The sequence below is a fragment of the Chitinophagales bacterium genome (assembly GCA_016787225.1).
In the GTDB taxonomy this organism is placed as follows: domain Bacteria; phylum Bacteroidota; class Bacteroidia; order Chitinophagales; family JADJOU01; genus CHPMRC01.
The window spans coordinates 91203-110712 of the sequence record JAEUUY010000014.1 but is presented as its reverse complement, the minus strand read 5'-3'; the positions used below and the strand labels follow the sequence as shown (position 1 = coordinate 110712).

General features: G+C 36.8%; 11 protein-coding genes. 10 read left to right on the top strand and 1 reads right to left on the bottom strand.

Annotated features, from left to right (window positions below):
* Nucleotides 1-257 precede the first annotated feature (257 nt).
* Nucleotides 258-467, top strand: coding sequence for a hypothetical protein (locus tag JNL75_05295; protein MBL7789232.1), 210 nt, complete (start codon nt 258-260; stop codon nt 465-467).
* Between the two features lie 67 nt (nt 468-534).
* Here JNL75_05295 and JNL75_05290 read toward each other — a convergent pair whose 3' ends face one another.
* A complete protein-coding gene (locus JNL75_05290; GenBank protein ID MBL7789231.1) occupies nt 535-1020 on the bottom strand; it encodes a hypothetical protein in 486 nt (161 codons plus the stop codon).
* Between the two features lie 577 nt (nt 1021-1597).
* On the opposite strand from JNL75_05290, the gene JNL75_05285 reads away from it, so the two are divergent.
* From JNL75_05285 to JNL75_05245, 9 genes are all read left to right on the top strand, one after another.
* Nucleotides 1598-2461: a hypothetical protein gene (locus JNL75_05285; protein ID MBL7789230.1), complete on the top strand. Its 864-nt coding sequence runs from the start codon at nt 1598-1600 to the stop codon at nt 2459-2461.
* A gap of 6 nt (nt 2462-2467) precedes the next feature.
* Complete coding sequence (locus JNL75_05280) at nt 2468-3022, top strand: hypothetical protein (GenBank protein MBL7789229.1); 555 nt, start codon at nt 2468-2470, stop codon at nt 3020-3022.
* 751 nt (nt 3023-3773) lie between these two features.
* The gene (locus tag JNL75_05275) at nt 3774-4907 is read left to right on the top strand and encodes a hypothetical protein (GenBank protein ID MBL7789228.1); all 1134 of its coding nucleotides are present in this window, start codon (nt 3774-3776) and stop codon (nt 4905-4907) included.
* Nucleotides 4908-4919: 12 nt separating this feature from the next.
* Nucleotides 4920-5372, top strand: a complete 453-nt coding sequence (locus JNL75_05270) for a hypothetical protein (protein MBL7789227.1) — start codon at nt 4920-4922, stop codon at nt 5370-5372.
* A 3-nt stretch (nt 5373-5375) separates the two neighbouring features.
* Nucleotides 5376-6152, top strand: coding sequence for a hypothetical protein (locus tag JNL75_05265; protein MBL7789226.1), 777 nt, complete (start codon nt 5376-5378; stop codon nt 6150-6152).
* 26 nt (nt 6153-6178) lie between these two features.
* Complete coding sequence (locus JNL75_05260; protein ID MBL7789225.1) at nt 6179-9013, top strand: T9SS type A sorting domain-containing protein; 2835 nt, start codon at nt 6179-6181, stop codon at nt 9011-9013.
* A 313-nt stretch (nt 9014-9326) separates the two neighbouring features.
* Nucleotides 9327-10199 (top strand): Omp28-related outer membrane protein, encoded by an 873-nt coding sequence (locus tag JNL75_05255; protein ID MBL7789224.1) that lies wholly within the window; start codon nt 9327-9329, stop codon nt 10197-10199.
* A gap of 6 nt (nt 10200-10205) precedes the next feature.
* Entirely contained in the window at nt 10206-12284 is a 2079-nt protein-coding gene (locus tag JNL75_05250) for a hypothetical protein (GenBank protein MBL7789223.1), read from the top strand.
* 197 nt (nt 12285-12481) lie between these two features.
* Nucleotides 12482-19393, top strand: coding sequence for a gliding motility-associated C-terminal domain-containing protein (locus JNL75_05245; protein MBL7789222.1), 6912 nt, complete (start codon nt 12482-12484; stop codon nt 19391-19393).
* The last annotated feature ends 117 nt before the right edge of the window (nt 19394-19510 follow it).

Below are 19510 nucleotides of genomic sequence, written 5' to 3'. Positions count from 1 at the left end.
CAGGAAAAGTAATAATCAGAAGTATTGAATTATTAGGAATGAAAAATATTACTGTACATTTGTTTAGGATTTAGAGAAAAAAATGTAATCCAAATCAGTTTTTTAACCAAAAACTGTCAAGTAATTTTAGGACGAGACATATTGTATCTTCGACCCCCCACCTCTGAGGTAGCCCCTCCCACCTTTTAGCTCCGTCGGAGGAGCTTTTTCCTCGGTCGGCATAGGTCAAACCTAAGCCTGCGAACCTCAAAATAGAGATGACCGAGTTTTTTCCTCCATTCACAGAGCTTTTTCCTCGGACGGCGCATAAAAAACCTCGGCGAGCGGAGTTCTTTCTATCTCGCTCAGAGCTTTTTCATTCGCCGACGGAGCTTTTTTATAAGACAACCGAGGTCAGAGCTTCGCCGATTTCGAAAAAAGGTTCGACTACTTTATTTCGTGGTGGGTCAGCAGAGAATAGACATTAAAAAACCCGCCATAGTGGCGAGTTTGGATAGGATGGTGACTTTTAGAAAGTCATAAAAATTCATATTTCTATGGTGTAGGCGGAGTAGCTGGGGTATTGGTGCTGACCGTAAAACGCTCACGCAATTGCTCGTAAATAGTATCAGTACCTTGCACTCCTGCACTAGCTGCTGCACCTACCAGTTTATAAACCGAAAGTGCTGCTACATAAGCCTCCGACCCTGCCAGTATGCGGGTATCTTCAATTCGCTCTAGTGTCTGTCGTAGCATAGTCGCTAGTTCGTCTAGTTGTTGATATAGTTTGAGGTCATTTTGCATCAGCTTCACATCGAGGTAGACTGGGAAAATGGCAGCATTATTGGCTAAGGTATTGATGGCATCTTCGGTAAAAGATTTATTCGCCACGCTGATTTTCGGAAGGGATGAACGCTCTTCTGTGGTTAGGCTTACAGAAAAGCCTATAGCAGAGTTAATAGTATCGATAGCGGTTTTCACATCAGCTATCTGGGCTGGGGTCATGATGGTGTCGATTCTGTTGTTGGTTAGATTGGACATAGATTTAAAATTTAAAAGTGAAAGAAAATTATTACTAGACTTAAACGAGGGGTGGGTAGAGATATTATTTTAAAAAAATCTAAGAAAAAAAATCTTTAAAGTTATATTTGCCATAGAAAGGTACAAATGAAAGAGTAAAAAACAACATGTGTTCACAATTTAAAACCAAAACGAAATATGAATAAATAAAACAGAAAACGTAGAAATATAAAGCGGTGACGCTAAAAACCTCTTCTCCGAATATCTGAAAAAATTGGATTAACACAGAGATAGCAGTAATAACCACATTACGGGGTGTGTATGTTGTTCGATGTAGATTCGATTAAAAGATTCCAGACCCTTTGGAAAAGTTTATAGAAAGCAAAAGGCTCCACACCCTCCTTTATATTTTCAATCCCACGTTTACCCGCAGCTCGGAGTCCTAGATATATACCTCTCACGATGCGATATTAGTAATGAGGTCACTGTAATTACATCCGCTTTAAAACGCAACTTAGTTCAAGTCAGAGTCCTGAGCACTATATCGAAAAATTTAACAATAAACAAATTATTTAAAAAACATTTAAATTCAAATTATATGAAAAAAATAGCAATAAGCGTGATAGGGCTTTTAATACTATCAGGGATTATTACATCATGTCAAAAAGATGAATGCAACAATACCGCTTTAAATGAAAATATATGGCATAAAAAAGAGTATAAATCTCTTATCAATGGCAAGGAATACAATCTTCAGGTAGAATATCAGGAAAAAGGAAGAGGTATTAAGTTTAGTGAAAGTACACCAAAGGAAGTTGTTGAATTCTTCAAAAAGAATGATACATCTATAGTCGTTCATGTTGTAAATGATAAGGTTTACTATTATGCAGACCTACATGAATTTCAAAAACATACAAGTTTTGGAGATTCTTCGACAAATAAAAAATTTTTAAAAGCATACAATGGTGGTAAAGGAATTTTTTTTGAACATCCCATAGCTATAAATAATGGAGGAAGGAATCAAGTTGATGAATTAAAAACTCTTGGATTTATTACGGCTCCATTTAGTCCTAGTTCATCGGCTATATATACCCTCCCAAGTTTATATAACGGACAACCTCTTAATGCCACAGTGTCTGTCCCAATGCAAATTTACGAGTGGCATGGAAAAACATCATGGGTTGGAAGTAATTTTAATGACCAAATTACCGCTGTACGCGCAGATCATTATCTTAAACATCAGCCAGTACATATGGTATGTTTTGAACATGCAAACTTTGGTGGTCAACGTATTGTTATTTCTAAATCTTCACCCTCTAATTTTAATACAACTGATATGAGGTGGTTTATAATGAGTTATGGAGTGTTGTGGAATACTAATTGGGATGATGAAATTTCTTCACACTACACTATTCAGTGTCCAGCTTGGGTAATGGGAAGTGGTCATACAATTCAAATATAAGTCAATATGAAATATGTTTTATTAGGATTCCTATTGTCATTGTTTTATGGTTGTTGTAAAAATGATGAAAAATATAGTCTCAATGAAATTGTGCAAACAGACGAATCTGGCAATATCGTTGGAGGAGATATTAACTCAAATGATTGGAAGCTCGTAGACTTTAATTCATCTAGCTTTTTTAACGATGTAGAAGCTGGGTTAAGGTTGTATTATATGGATACTAAATTTGATACATTAAAGATTAAGAAAGATTGTAAAACAGATAGTTTTAATATTAAGTTTTATAGTAATCCTATGAAATCAAATAAAAAATCATATGCAAGAATCTACTTATCTACCAAGATAAAAGATATGGCTTATGGGTATAAAAATAAGCTGCAAAATGGAATTATATCTTCCGAAGGAGGTATATCAGATATACATATAGTTAATAGCAATACAATACTAATGGATATTCCGTATCCTCAATATAATTTTGGTCAAGATTTTGAACTTTATTTTTGTGTAATAGACTCAAACAATTGCGGATATTATTTTTCAGGTAAAGTAAAGGTAGAATAATAATCACCTCATACAACTATTGTATCTCTAAAAGTGGGGTGAACGGTATTTAAGCAAAATTTCGTTTGGCATCGAACATCTCACTTTTTTTTAATACGTAGTTTGGCTATCCCGCATATGTCCAGAGATAAATGAAGTGGTCTCTGTGTAAAACACTATTTACTACTCGATGTACAGAATACGATGCTCTATTCTATGCGCTCTATGTGGTCAAAATAAATTTGAGTTTAGGAGCAAACCCAATTTAAAAAAATCTAAGAAAAAAAAATCTTTTAAGTTATATTTGCTATCGAAAGGTATAAATGAAAAATTAAAAACAACATGTGTTCACAATTTAAAACCAAAATGAAATATGAATAAGTAAAACAGAAAACGTAAAAATATAAAGCGGTGACGCTAAAAACCTCTTCTCCGAATATCTGAAAAAATTGGATTAACACAGAGATAGCAGTAATAACCACATTACGGGGTGTGTATGTTATTTGATGTAGATTCGATTAAAAGATTCCAGACCCTTTGGAAAAGTTTATAGAAAGCAAAAGGCTCCACACCCTCCTTTATATTTTTAATTATCGTTTACCCTCGGCTCGGAGTCCTAGACATATACCTCTCACGATGCAATATTAGTAATGAGGTCACTGTAATTACATCCGCTTTAAAACGCAACCTACTTCAGGTCAGAGTCCTGAGCACTACATCGAAAAATTTAACAATAAACAAATTATTTAAAAAACAATAAAAATCAAATTATATGAAAAAATTAGTAATAAACATAAGTAAAGTGAATATCAGTTATGTAAGAAAATCAATAGTTGTCCTATTTCTCCTCGCCGTTTGTAATACAGGTCAAGCCTTAATAGGCAATCCAGGAGGCAATGGTGGAGTTGGAATTTATACGGGACCAATAGGTTCGAATGGTGACGGGATACACGTTGTAGGAGACCCTTCACTAATGAACCCTCAGCTAACTCCTCCATGCATTGTAAGCGATAACTGTAATGAAGATATAAATTATATGCCTGTCTGGCGTCAAGGTCCTAATAATACGGTAGTTGAATGTTCTTCACCTCTTTATGTCAGAAAAGATGCTTTTACATGTAATAGAATGCTTAGAATTAATTTATTTGAAAATCAAGGAACTTTCGGTACCTCGTGGATAAACCCTTCAATTTGCCCAGGGTGCAATATTGGCTTTGTAGGTATCAATGCTATACAGCCTGAAGAGCAGCTGCATGTTATAGGTAATATCAAGTGCCAAGAAGGCAAATTTATAGGCAAAATATCTACCGGAGGCATCTATGGCGAACTGCAAAATGACCCTGATGGTATTCCGTATTCGGGAGATGAAGAATATGGAACTATCGAGGTACAAAACTCTATGAACTTTAACAATGGTTTCACTGCCGGAAATGCTACAATAACAGACCTTAGTGTGAGTAATTTGAATACAAGTAACATTGTTGCTTCTTCTCTGAATGTTCCATATATTAATGTGAGTGACAACGCCTTTATCCGCAGACTATCTATCGGCAATCTCACTAATGGAATACCAAAACGACCGAACGGTGCATTTGGCAACTATGCGCTATCTGTAGATGGCACCATTGTATCGACACGGAATGTAGTCCAAATCACCAGCTGGGCAGATAAGGTATTTCAGAAAAATTACAAATTGATGTCACTCTCCGAGATCGAAGCTTTTGTAAAGCAGTATAAGCACCTACCTGAGATACCTTCGGAATCTGAAATCATAGAAAACGGTGTGGACGTAGGCGAAATGAACAAACTTCTTTTACAAAAAGTAGAAGAGCTGACGCTGCATCTGATAGAGCAGGATAAGATTATCAAAGCCTTAAAGAAAAAGGTGGACGGGCTTACAAAATAGATGTTCAAAACTATGTATTTATCAAGAATGTGTTTTTGTTTCATCCTGCTAGCCTATGGTAGTGGCTTAAAGGCACAAGCAGCTACCTCCTTAGATTCTGCAATGCAACCTAGTGTTCAATCTCAGTTGGATTCTCTAAAGGCACAATTGAATGATTTAAAATATCAGATGAGCCTCCTAATAAATCTCTTACAAGTCAGAACAACAGAAAGAAATTATGTGAAATGGGAGGCAAATTCAAATTTGGCGTTTCCAGTTCCAACGCAAAATGATATCCATCAAGATAGCACTTTGGTTATAGTTGATCGGGTCTCTACTAAGAGGCTGCAAAATCAACCTAATTATCATAGCACATCCAGTGCTCAAAATATCGTGAGAGAAATTAGACGGCAAGAAGCTAATGACAAGCTGGTAGAGGAAGCAACCAAAACAATTCTTGATTTAATTTTTAAACCTAAAAGATAAGAAATGAAAAGGTTAATCAATTCAATATTCCTGATCGCTATTTTTGTTTTATACCTAGGCTGCTGCAAAGATGAACCCTGCCAAGGAGTGCAAGAGGTCAAAGCGAGCTTTAAATCTGATAATTATCCACTGATAACGCATAAATATCTCAAGCCTAGCTATGTAAATTACAATTATACTTTGCAGTTTCAGACTGCTGGCTTCGTCCTAGACAGTTGGGTGCAATGGGATAGTCTAGAATGGCGCATAGGGGGAGAAAAAATTTATAATAAAACTAGTTTTTATCGCACGAATATTCCGCCAGGCAAATTGGATGTGACCCTTATCGTAAAGAAAAAGCCAAACAAGAGCTGCTATCCCAATGACGATGGTATAGATACCCTTACTCAGACCTATCAGATCATAGAAGACTTCGACAAGGAAAATAGAATTGTTGGCACTTATCGCGGTAAGTTCATTGACTTCCCTTTGATGAAGGATAGTTTTGAGTTTAAGGTATATCTGAATAGGATTGACGACTTTGTCATTGATACTTTTCCATTTATGTCATGCCGAGAGGCTTTATGGGGGATTGGCAATAATTTAAATGAGGTGTTTTTCGTGAATGAGTTTGGTTATAATTGTAATCCTAAAAGTCAACCATTTGGTGTAGGGGTAATTTATCTTAGAAACATAGACAATCATTCCAGAAATATAGAACTTATTTTAAATCCAGTTGGATATACTGATGACAATAAGGTTTATCACCCTCCCGTAAAATTTTTAGGGTATAGAAAATAATATTTAAAAATGTAAAAACTAAAGAAATGAAAAAAATAATAACAGTAATAATGCTTATACCAATATGGGTTTATAGCCAATGTATAGGCAATCTGCCAGATGATCCATGTTGTAATCAGCTGATTCGTATTGATCCATTAGACAATAATGCTCGGCTAATCAATACAGAACGTAATAATCTGCTAAATGGACATGCTGTTGATTTTGCCAACTTCGATATCAATTGGTTAAAACAATCGAGCCCTCATGCTGGCGTTCCTTTTGATGTGGTGCCTTCTACAGGTGCTGCTACTACAGTGAATAACCCTATTTACATAGATTGGTCGGAATATAAAATGATTACCAATTTTAATAGCTTTCAAGGCACAGCTATTGCTGATCTGGCTATGCATCCAAAGCACGGCTGGGAATTGATGCATGCCTACAATGGATATAGGCCATTTACGAGTCAGTCAAGCTCACCTATTTTGATGAAAAATCTCAATCTAGGCCTACAGGGCTATCATTACCTGTTTTACAATCGATATACAGGTCAGGCAAGAATATTTGCTTATCCTGCTACCAATCAAAATTTTCAAGCAGAAAATGTATCGGTAAATATAGGGTTTGATATCAACAATAAAGTACCTGGTCAAGGCAATAAATTCTATACATCAGGTTTATTTTATCAGTATCCTACCAATATGCTAGCCTTAGATCAGCCCAGTGACATTAATTTAATTAAAGGATTCATAAATCCTGAATCAAATGTTGATATGAGCTTTCCAGCGGTATCTGATTTTAAATTTGCCTATGATCCATGCGTATGTGTCAACAAACCAATATTAAGTATTGAGCTCCGCAATCGTCAAAAAATGAGCCTCTATGCCGAAGGAAAGTTTATAGCAATAGCTAAGCAGTTTGACCAGAGCGGGAAAATACCATCAAGCTATGGGAATACATGGATGTCTTCGGTGTATGGCGATTATATTACACAACAAAACTCATTAAATCCTAATAACTTTGAGGTTCATGGAGGCTTTCAGACGTATGGTACTGCACAGCAAATGGCAGATGATTACTATGTGAGTCCAGCAATGAAAATACTAAGTCAGGGTTTAAATCTATTCGGCAAATTAGTTGATAAGATACCTGCGATTAATATAGGCACTAAGACGTTTCAACAATTCTGGGGTTCAATAGAAAATGTATCAGGCACTGCAAGTATAGCTAGCATATATCGGGATGTAGAGAAAAGTAAATATTCTATACCCGTAGGGAACATATTGGCTGCGGGGGCTAATAAACTCTCTAGTATGGCTAATTCACCAGCTCCTAATGCCATGTTTATTGAAGGGCAAGTGGCACTGCGAGGTCTAATTACCAATGATGCTACATGGGGAGGATTTTCAAAGAGAAAAATTAGTCATCCAGGTAGCTTGCACTCTAAGACAGCATCATTTGAAATGTATCCATATTATAATGAAGCTCCAGGGATTTTTGCCATGCTTAAAACTCCTAAACTTTATTATAAAAAGTCAACGTATAGGGTCGGTGGCGAATATGCACCTAGTAATCATGAGCTTCATATAAAGATAGCAGAGCCCTTGGAATATGCTATAAATCCTGCTGCGGAAATAATTACAGATAAGTCAATGATTAACGGAATAATTGAGTTTGATTTCTACATTCCGAAAAATATAATGAAACATACTGGAGCTTGCTTAATAGAAAATTTGAACAAACGATACTATGAGTTCGATCCTGATACCATAATCACAAAAATATTTCCAAAGATGAGAGGTTTTTTTGCTGTTGAGAAACGTTTAATCCCTAGGGTAGCCGTAGAAAATAAAGTAGGTAATTTAGGAATAGTTAGAACTCGGAGTTGTGGCTATGGATGCTGGTGTACAATAGAAAATGATCAAACAAGATACCCTGACTCAGTATATCACTATATTATTCAGACAAGACAAATGAGCATAGATTCTATTCATCAAACACCATTTGGCACTAATTTAAACATGATACGCATTGGTCCAGGCGCTGGAAGTCCAAGCGATGTGGAGATGGCAATTACAAATGAAGGCACCTTATATAATGAACCAAGCCAGGAGTTTATAGATCGATTTTTTGACTTTAGATTAAAGTTTATAGCTGATTACGACTTTAAAGAAAATTTTTATCATAAACCACAGGCTTTAAAAGAACTATATCAGTACAAGTACAATAAAGTTGAAGATGGAAAATTTGGGAATACTATACCATCTAGACAAAGATATCGACTTTATAACTTCCCAGACACTATAAGACTTTCAAGTTTTAATGGAACTACAATTCCTAGCAATATTTCGGCAGAGGTGATAATAATTGATGTTGATATCAATTCACCGAATACAATGCTAAATTTGAACTTTACCGATGAGGTTTATCAGGTGCCTGGTACAACAGTTAATGCTATTTATCAGACTAATAAAATCATTCATCCATATACTCCAGTTGTTATTAGTCCTAAAAGTGCAGATTATTTAAAATCGTATTGTGACAATAATTATAAAGCTGGTAATAGTCTGAAATCAGCTCAGGTTTTCAGTACTCATAACTCACCTGGCGTTATAAACTCCTTCCACACTACCCTCACCCTCCACCCTAATCCATCCACATCCCTCACCACCCTCACGATACAGAATCCTAGTAGTGAGCAGGCGAGTGTGCGGGTCTATGACCTCATAGGGCGAGAAGTGTATAGTCGAGATATGAAAGATGTCAGTGAATCGAATAATAAGCTAGAAATATCGACCGATGGCTGGCAGACGGGTCTCTATATCGTCAAGGTCATTCACGGTGAAGTAGAGAAAAGTATCAAATTAGAGGTAAGATGATGATATTTAGAAGTAAGAAGGTTTCTAGTAGCTAGTCACTAGCAACTAGAAACTAGCACTTAGATTAATACTTTTTACATTTGATCATCTTTAAAATTAAAAGGCTGCTCTTCGGGGCGGTCTTTTTTGCGGTAAGACATTACGCATAATTGCTCTACCATTGACCGTCCTCAAAGGGCTGAAAATAGAGGTATTTATCCATAGTAGTGTTGTTTTGGTTTTTTGGGGGGCTAGGCTGGGCGTGGATTAGAAAAACATTTTTTATCCTATTAAGTTTGAGATTGTCTAAATTTGTAGTTCAAATCAGTTATTTATGCGAATTGCTCTTGGATTCATCCTCTCTTTTGTTATTTGGCATTTACAATCATGTAAAGAAGTGCTACCTGTACGAACCACTATTTTGTCTATAGATTCTACCTATATCATTAGCAATATACCAGCGGCACAGAGTAGAGTAGTTCTGATGGAGGAATATACTGGAGCGAGCTGCGTAAATTGCCCTGATGGTCATAAAATAGTGAAAGAAATGCTAGATCAGTATGGCAATAATCTCGCTGCTGTAGGCCTTCACCCAGACGGTAACGCCTTGGCTAAACCTGTTCATGAAGATAAGCCTGATGAAGATTTTAGAACGGAAGAAGCCAGATTGTTAGCGGCTGCATTTAAGGTAAGTTCTCTTCCCTCTGGAACTATTGATAGACGGTCTTTTGATGGCTCCGTAGTGCAGGGTAGATTTGAATGGAAACAGCGTTTAGCGACAGCAATTAGTAATCCTGTGAAAATAAACTTAAAGTCTAGAGTATATTTTGATGATAAGGCAGGCAAGTATGTTTTAGAGTTTGAGAGTACAATTTTGGAAGACATAGCCTCTAATTTGAATTTTTCAATAATGCTGGTCGAAAATAAATTGGATGCTCCTCAAAAAAATGGAAGCCTTATTGTAGACCCTTACGAGCACGAGCATGTGCTAAGAAAAATGTTAACCAATGCCCTAGGGAATTCCCTTCCTAAGGTAGCTTCAGACGGAGGTGTTTATAAAAAAGGTAGGGTATTTTTAAAACGAATAGAATTAGAAGATTATTCTAAAACCAAGTATAAAATAGATAATTTATATTTCGTTTGTTTTATTACAGATGGCTCTACAAACGAGGTACTTCAGACAACACAGGCTAAAGTTAAGAGCTAGGACTTCATGCTTTCACAATGGTTGAAAAATGGTTGGATTAGACTAGGAATAGTCTTAATCGTTATTTCTGTCTCCTATTTCGGATACAAACATTTCAAAACTATTAATGATGAAAAACTAATAGCTGAGCAAAAGGCCAAGGCTGAAAAGGTTTTTAAACCTGTGATTCAAGCCTTTGATGAAAACATTAGTATCAATAAATCTCAAGATTCTATTTATGATATAGATAAAACGATTCGTGTCATCCATGAAATAGATCAAGCTATTGTTAGTAACGATAATTTAGAAGACTACCTCCTAAAAATAAGTAAGCAAGATTATCGCAATGTGGCTCCTGAAGTACTAGAAGCTAGAAAGAAACTTCTTAAGACGACGATGGAAATTTATGCTCGGCAAACAAAACTAAAAGATCAACCAGATTATTGGGATCTTATTCGAGAGTACACCCTAGCAGCTGGGAGCGGTATCAATCCAGCAGGTCTTGCCAGTCCTATTCCTACAGATGCGATAAAGTTTGATCCTAATCTAAGTAAGAAAACCTATGAAGAATATCTTGAAAGCAAAAAGGTAAGTGAAGAGGTGAAATCTGAGATAAGAGAATTGAAAACCATTTTACTTAAACAACTTTACGAGTATTCAACCGTGTATTATAAGTACTATGATGAATGGGATAGAGTATGTCTGCATAGAGATAAAGGATATCTGGCGGTAAAAAGTGGTCAATGGGATGTCGTAGAGAACGAAGCGGATATAGCCATAAGAAAGGCGCCATATGACAAAGAGGCTCATATACTAAAAGGTTTAGCTATGGTCGCATCTATGCCTAGTATTGCCCAGCCCAATATTCATCTAGGGGAGAAGCCGATTCTTCCTGACAACACTCAAGTTTTCTTGGATAAATTCATACAAGATAACCCGGGGTATTCTGCTCCTGCACTATTGTTAAAAGGAGTATATCATCTTAAAAAAGGTGATATGAAGACAGCTAAATTGTTGTTTGAAGAAAGTGCAGCCTATTATCCAAAACAGGCAGACTTACTTCAAAACAACTTCGACCCCTATCGCATGCGTTCTTATTTGAGAAAATCAAAAGAGGGAAATCAAATTACAGAAATGTATAAGACAACGATGTTAGGAGGGGGTTTTTTTACACCTGATCTGCAATTAGCAAAATTGTACTATGCTTCCAATAACCCTGAAATGGGCAAAAGCAAGGTTCTAGATCATTTTCAACGTAGAAGAAATCAATCGCAGTGGGACTACATTATATCGGATATTCGCTTTTGTGAAACAGCTTTCGGCAAAGATTTTCAAAAAATATTACCAGAACATCACTTTTTACAATTAAAAGTTAAACCCACTATGATAGGGGATAAATTGAAACTGTCGGTCATCAATCATAGTGAAAAAAGACTAAGCAATGCCAGTCTAATTTTGTGTATTCAATTCACAGATATGATGCGTGATGATTATATCGCACTGAAAGTTGACAAAACCTTGCCAGCGATATTGCCAAATGAAGAAAATTCATTTGAGAGTATGGAAATTCAATACGATATGTTTGGGAAAATGAAAGGGGTAGAAGATATCGTTACAGTTCGAGCTATAGTCATATCTGATGAAGGGGTTAACTGGGTAGATACAGAGGCTTTTAAGTTTGAAAATATGAAAAAACAAAGAGAAACACTCAGTCAGCTTCGAACAGAGGAGTCGAAAAAAATTCTTACAGACTATGGCTTTGATAAAGAGACGATTTTGAAAATTATTAGAAATAATGCTAAGATTTCTGTGAGCAGTTCTAAGTTATCGCTTAATAATGTCTTGTCTATAAATATGCCTAAAGAGTTAGCCTTCTTAAATCCAATTTTTAGATTGACGGAAGATGGGAATGTATTAATAGAACCATCCAAGAATCAGTTAAATTCAAATGGTATCCAACTCGATTTTAAATTGAATAAGCTTACTTCGGAAGATAAGAGTTCATACACCACCAAGATGTTTACCCAGTTTGGAGAATTTAATATTACTTGGTTTAAAGACCCTAAATCTGGGCAATATAAAATCAAAGATGTAAAGGTGAATTAAAATTTACATTACAGATTAAGACGCAATCACTCGATTGACCAATTTATTATATTGTAATTATTCTTGTTTAACTACTTGATTTTCGCTATATTTGTAGATAAATTTGACTAAGAGAGCGTTAACAAGTCCGTTTTTTTGATAGTATTTTTAACTATAGAAATAACGAGTTTTGTATCAAGAAATTAAATAAACAAGTTATGAAACAATTTAGAGTCATTGCTATGCTGCTTGTCTTTCTTTGCATAGAGAGTAAAGTTAGAGCAGACCATGCATTCGGTGCTGATATCAGCTATAGAGTACTAGATAGTAACATAGGTCGATATAGATTTACAGTGACACTCTACAGATCGTGTTCTGGTATTCCTAGTTTTATTAATACAAGTTTATCTATTCGTACACCTTCATTCTACGGGGATGTCCCTATGCAGCTGGTAAGCAAACAAGAGGTAACGCCTCAATGCCAGCCACCAGATGTTCCAGTGAAACCTGCTACCAATTGTCCTGGACAAGCCCCTCAGCTAGCAAATGGTACGAAAGGAGTGGAACGACATATTTACACTGTAGATTATACATTTGGAGCTACCTATAAGGGCTGGGCTATTGTAGGGTATCGAGAGTGCTGCCGGAATGTGGAGATTACAACTGGTCAATCTTGGCAAAATATGTGGGTACAGGCTGCTTTGCATCTAGGTTATGTAAATAACTCTACCATTTTTAGAAGCCCTCCTATCCCCTACTGGTGTAGAATGCGATTGAATACTTATAATCATGGTGCTGTAGATAGCTTTGATCCGCGTTACATAACTATCAATAATAAACAGGTGATTAGAGATTCTCTAGTATTTGTATTAATTTGTCCTTTTCAATCAGAAGCAGCGAATATCAACGATGCAGCTCAGCTAAAGAATAATTGTTGCACATGGGCAGGAGGTTTATCTCCTACAAATTTTCTATATACGGTCAATGGAATAAATTTTGATTCTAAAACGGGTCAATATACTTGTACGCCAGATAGAGTGCAAGACGCTGTCATGGCTATTGCTGTTGAAGAATGGCGTGCTATACCCAACGGAAGTGGGGGTTATACCCGCGTTAAAATCGGCTATGTATGCCGAGATGTGCAAATAACGGTAAGAGAAGCCTGCCCCGATATCTTCGCACCCGGTGTCGTAGAAGATTCATTAGTGAGTGCGAATAAAATATCTTTTGATAAAGTGGATATATGCGGTAAAGCGAAATCAAGGGTTACGTTTAAATTGATAGGTGCTCCTAATCAAACGCTTCTTACCAAAGTCATTGAACAGCCAAAGGCGGAGGCAATAGTCAACTTTAAGTATGTGGAGACAAAAATTAGACAGAACTTTACGGATACTGTCTATGGTACCATTACTTTTGACTCAGCTGTTGGCGTTGGCACCGAGCGATTTTTACTGGAATATTACTATTGTGATATTATCGGCAATAAGGTGTCGAGATTTTATAATCTTACCTTAAATTTCCGAACAGCCGTGAGGGTCAAGGATAGGATACTTTATTACTGTATCGGTGGAAAACCAGTTACAGCCTCGGTATCTGGGGCATCAAAGTATAGTTGGACCCCTAAAACAGGTATAGTTTTCGGAACTTCTGATAGTAGCAGAGTAGATTTAGCCCCTACAAATTCTACCACCTATGTAGTTAGAGGAATAGACGGAATAGATAGTACGCAGAGTTGTACTATAGTAGATAGTTTACGTGTCATTGTTATTCCTAGATTTAATTATACATTAGCGCCTAAGTTAACAAATCTATGTTTACACGATACTGTGCAGATCAATCTCGCTACCCAAATAAGTGATACGCCTTATACCTATAAGTGGCTAGATCCTGTAGCGTTCGGAAGTATTTACAATCCGCAGACAAATAAAATAAGCCAAAGTATAGCGAGTCCAAAAATAGTCGCTACGAAATCGGGAACGTATCCCATTGAGATTATGAGTAGATTTAATTGTGTATTGACGGATTCTATACGTATCAATATGAATGGTGTGCGTCCTTTTGCCACTGGTTTGAGTAATAGAAAATTATTATGTCCCGGTGATACCACAATGCTTTCTATCAATGTTATACCTAAAACATGTGGACCTTCTATATACACATGCGCAGGTTCAGATATTACGCGTGATGTCACAGCAGGAACTTCTTCAGTCTACCCAACTGGACTCAATCCTCATTACCCCCATCCTCTCAATACCACAGGCACTGGTCAGGGGGCTACTACAAGAATCATCTATACGAGAACTGAGCTTCTCAATGCAGGAGTAAGACCAGGAATAATTAAATCAATAGCCTTTAATCTTCAAACGGCAAATATTAATAATATAGATAAGCTGGAAATTCGAATAGGCTCTACCATGTCATTGGATGCAAGGACGCTCAATATACCTATGTTTAAAATTTTCGGTCCTGAGAGTCGTGGACTGAATACAGGCTTTGCAGGTGCTAGATTTCCTATTACGAATGGTTTTGACTGGGATGGCTTATCTAATATAGTGATAGAAACCCATTGTAGATCTAATGCACCATTTACTTCACCAAATATTATTCGGACAATGGGCACTGTTTCTGGAAATCAGATTGCTACAAAACTAGCTAGTACACCTGGCCAAGATGCAGAAGACAGCAATAATCCTTATATTGGATCTGCTGGTACCTCCGCTAAACCGCAGTTACAGATAGAATTTTGCAGAGTGGATAGTACGCCCACAAGTATTCTAAATGCCGCATGGTCTCCTTCCAATCTCATTACAAATGTTAGTAATCCAAGAGCGATAGGGAAAGTGACTCAAAAAGATAGTGTCTTTATCGCTACAGTTGGTACGAGTTCTTGTTTTGATACTGCCGTCGTGGTTTTAAACATCGATCAAAATTTCAAAGTAAAGGTTAATCCAGGTAAGCGGGTGTATTGCGTTAGTGGTTCTTCAACTGCCAGTATAACGCTTTCTGCTACGGTGACTGGTGGAGTAGGTACTACCATGTCATGGCAAATGGTATCATCCACGACAGGTAATCATGGAATGCCTTCCCTACCGCAGACAACCAATACATTAAACATTAATCCAGGCACAGGTCAGCATACCTACGTTATTTCTGCTATCAATGGACCCTGCAATGCTACTGATACGGTAGTCATTACAGTGAATAATAATATACCTGTTAGTTTGAAAATAGATTCATCCTTATGTACAGCTAGTAATGGTAAGATAAAAGCCATTTTACCGCCAGGGAGTATAGTTGATAGTTTTAATTTCGCATGGACTAGAAATGGAACGCCTATGGCTGGGAGTGACTCAATAATCAATTTAGCCCCGGCAAATTATGGACTCACCATATCTTTAAAATCAGATGTAAGCTGCACAGGCAGTACATCTGGAAGCCTATTCGCAAAATTGGATACGATTACTTCTAATATATTTACAAGTAAAATAAGATGCAAAGGAATGACTGCGGATAGTCTATGGACCATCGTGACCTCTACCGTAGGTTCAGGAAATTATAAATACAACTGGTCTCCAGGTAATCCATCCGATACTTTCTATAAAGTTCTCAATAGACCAGAAGGCATAGTTAATATAACTATTACAGATAGGGTGACGGGTTGTATAGGAAGAAAAACATTTGATCATAAAGCTCCAGATACTCTGACTATCATTTTGGAAAGTCTTATACCTGTAAAATGCAAAGGGGACAATACAGGAGAGATAAAAATCAAAGGAAATGGGGGCACACTTAATGGAGGCAGCTATATCTATCAGTGGTCTAATACGAATAGTCAAAATTCACCTATTCCGAATTTTAGTCATCTAATAGGATTGTATACAGATAGTTTGTGTGTAACAGTTACGGATGCCGAAAATTGTATAGCTACGGCATGTTTTAAGGTGACCGAACCATTAAAGGGTTTGACAATAGATTCAATGAGAAGAGTATGTGCTACGACTGTCGGAGGTAGCGATGGTACAGCCACGGCATATATTAGCGGCGGTACGGCGAATTACAATTACAAGTGGGCAAGACAAAATGGCACAGCCGTGAATGGAATAGCAGGAACCACTACAGCTTCTACTAGTCATACGGTAAGCAGTCTGAATAAACAGCAATATTGTGTGACAGTGACGGATCAAAATTCATGTACTGCTACTGATTGTATCATGCTTTGTGATATTATTTGTAATTGGAAGTATACTCTAAAACTAGATTCAGTCAAATGTTATGACTCTGCTACAGGAAAGATAACTATTGGTGCTATAGATAGCATAAATTATCTGACTACTACTGGGTATACTTATACCCTCTATCAAAATAGTATAACAAATCCACCGATGTATGTTATCCCAAAATCAAATCATTATCCTATAGATACAGCTACTTTCCAGAAGTTAAAATCTGGCTTTTATTTAGTGAGACTTCAATCGAATAAAGGCTGTGACACCGTGATTTCAGCTATTGATATCCCTCAGAATAATGCCATACAAGGGGTGACTTCCACACAAATGCCAAGCTGTTTTGGAGATGCTGATGGAAAGGTGTGTGTCGTAGCGGTTGATAAATTCAGACCATTCGACTATGATTTTGGTAGTGGCTTTAATTCTGGAGATTCTTGTAATTATACTCAAACTGCAGGCAAGAATAAAATAGTAAAGGTAAGAAATGCTCTAGGCTGTGTAGTTCAGTGGCAATATGATATTGATACACCACAGTTCATAACTGTGACAATAGATTCTATTAAAACTAGATGCTTAGGAGACACTTCCATTACCTTGGACACTATAAAAGTAAGCGCTAAGAATCCTGCTCTTCTGAATAATTTAGGATTTATGAATAAACCAGGGTCGAATCAAGATACCCAATCTAGTCAGTTAAGAGGATTGACAGGTGGAGTTAAAAATATTAATGTTAACTATACGAATGTAGCAAATAGCAAAAGGTGTGTTTTACCATATCAATTTACGGTCTCGGAACCAGAAGCACTGATTCTGAGTATGGAGCTGGCAGTGAATCCGCGATGTCATAATACACTAGATGGAAAACTAATTGTAAAACTCAGAGCTGGTCAAAGAGGTAACATACCATCAGGAAATCAGACCTACCACTATGAGTTGATAAAAAATTCAGTTCAAGTCAGTGAACTATATACTAAAGATACTTTAGCCTCGTTTGACAATCTTGATTCTGGCGCTTATACGCTGCGTGTCACAGATTACAAGGGTTGTACACACAGTATTCTGCAAGTATTACAAAAACCTTTGCCATTCAGTATAGGTGTAAATATACTCAGCAATGCCAATTGTATAGAAGTGAAGAATGGCAGCATGATTGTCTCCCGATTTACGGGTGGAAACCCTACCGTAAATTACAACTTTACATGGGTAATGAAAGATCAGTTAAATGGCAAGATCGACACTTTGGATAGATTGACATATAATTCTGCTAATGCGAGTTCATTGAGAGGATTAGCGGAATATATGGTTATCGTAAGAGATGCGAATGGTTGTATGGCATCAAGTCCATATATAATTGTAGACACCATTTATCAACTAAGAATAGCTCAAGTAACAGTAGATAGTGTGCAGTGCTTTGGATACTCTAATGGTTCTATCAAAATAAGCGCCATTACCCCTGCCAATAAAGCCCCGTTGCCATTGACGTATGATTTTAGCTCGGATAATTCCAGTCAAGATAAATCGGTAGATTTCAGAAATTTAGCAGCAGGAACATATTTTTATACTGTAACAGATGCTGTAGGTTGTAAGGCTACCGGAACATCCAATGTTTATGAGCCTTCAGATATACTTATTACAGCCTTAGGTAAGAATATAAAACATCCGAAATGTCACGGTGAGGCAAGCGGTTCAATTAAAATCGATATAACTGGAGGCAAAGCACCTTATAGTAATATCGTATGGAATCTACCACCTAATGAACAATATACGGATAGTGCAGTTAGCCTTCCAGCTGGATTGCATACAGTCAGACTTACAGACGCCAAAGGTTGTCCGAAAAGTCAGTCATTTACTTTGATACAGCCAGACCCATTTACAGCTTGGGTATCTAAAGTAAAACATATTACATGCTATAAGGCCGATGATGGTGAAATCGAAATTGATACTAAGGGTGGATTTAAAAATTTAAGTTATTCATGGAGCCATAATCTAGGTAATTTTTCAAAACAGATAAATTTAAAACCAGCCACGACCCCAAATCCTTATAGATTAACTGTAACAGATGCTAATCTCTGTAAGGCCTATTTAGAGCAAGAGATTAAAGAACCCAAAGAGTTAACCATAGAAGACGTTAAAATAGATCATGTAACCTGTCCTAAATTAAAAAATGGAGTACTCATTATTTATGCTAATGGGGGAACCCCTAAATTGGGAAATAGCTACGACTATAGTATTGATGGTGGAGACACCTATTTTAGTACTAGTAAATTTACAGGTCTTTCAGGTAAGGATTATAGCGTCGTAGTAAAGGACAGCAACAATTGCTTAGCTACTAGAAAATATACGATAAACGAACCAGAGGAATTATTGATTACTGCTAAAAAAGACGCTGCTGCGCCAGATACCCTCACCATGGGTGAACAAGTCATGCTTTATTTTGACACTATGTCTCAATCAGGAATCATTCCGTCAACCAAGAGTGTCAATTGGACGCCAAGCTTGGGTTTGAGTTGCACAGATTGTAAAAGACCAAAATCTTCCCCATATTCAACTACAACCTATGAAGTAGAAGTAACGTATCATCAAGATTGTAAAGTTAAGTCAAAGATTAAAGTGCCTGTTTTCGACCCATTAGATTTCTTTGTACCTAGTGCATTTTCACCAGGAAATAATGATGGACTGAATGATAAACTCTATGTCTATGGCAATGGTGTTAAAAGATTTTCATTCATTGTATTTAATAGATGGGGAGAAAAAGTGTATGAAGCTAATCATCTCACACAGGGCTGGGACGGCACTTATAAAGGCGAACCTCAACCGAGCGGAGTATATAGCTACTCAGCGGAAGTAGAATACTTAAATGGAGAAAAGCGAGATAAAAAGGGTAGTATAACACTAGTAAGATAAAATGAAAAATTCCCAACTTTTGAGTTGGGAATTTTTCATTTTATAAACGCCTAGAAAAAAACCTTATCTGCCCTAGGACGCAGCCATCTGTCATCACAACTAAAAGCTTGTTAGGAA

What these genes read in the sequence shown, in the direction of transcription:
- JNL75_05295 (MBL7789232.1), top strand. Translation starts at nt 258, where the DNA reads ATGACCGAGTTTTTTCCTCCATTCACAGAGCTTTTTCCTCGGACGGCG.
- JNL75_05290 (MBL7789231.1), bottom strand. Translation starts at nt 1,020, where the DNA reads ATGTCCAATCTAACCAACAACAGAATCGACACCATCATGACCCCAGCC.
- JNL75_05285 (MBL7789230.1), top strand. Translation starts at nt 1,598, where the DNA reads ATGAAAAAAATAGCAATAAGCGTGATAGGGCTTTTAATACTATCAGGG.
- JNL75_05280 (MBL7789229.1), top strand. Translation starts at nt 2,468, where the DNA reads ATGAAATATGTTTTATTAGGATTCCTATTGTCATTGTTTTATGGTTGT.
- JNL75_05275 (MBL7789228.1), top strand. Translation starts at nt 3,774, where the DNA reads ATGAAAAAATTAGTAATAAACATAAGTAAAGTGAATATCAGTTATGTA.
- JNL75_05270 (MBL7789227.1), top strand. Translation starts at nt 4,920, where the DNA reads ATGTATTTATCAAGAATGTGTTTTTGTTTCATCCTGCTAGCCTATGGT.
- JNL75_05265 (MBL7789226.1), top strand. Translation starts at nt 5,376, where the DNA reads ATGAAAAGGTTAATCAATTCAATATTCCTGATCGCTATTTTTGTTTTA.
- JNL75_05260 (MBL7789225.1), top strand. Translation starts at nt 6,179, where the DNA reads ATGAAAAAAATAATAACAGTAATAATGCTTATACCAATATGGGTTTAT.
- JNL75_05255 (MBL7789224.1), top strand. Translation starts at nt 9,327, where the DNA reads ATGCGAATTGCTCTTGGATTCATCCTCTCTTTTGTTATTTGGCATTTA.
- JNL75_05250 (MBL7789223.1), top strand. Translation starts at nt 10,206, where the DNA reads ATGCTTTCACAATGGTTGAAAAATGGTTGGATTAGACTAGGAATAGTC.
- JNL75_05245 (MBL7789222.1), top strand. Translation starts at nt 12,482, where the DNA reads ATGAAACAATTTAGAGTCATTGCTATGCTGCTTGTCTTTCTTTGCATA.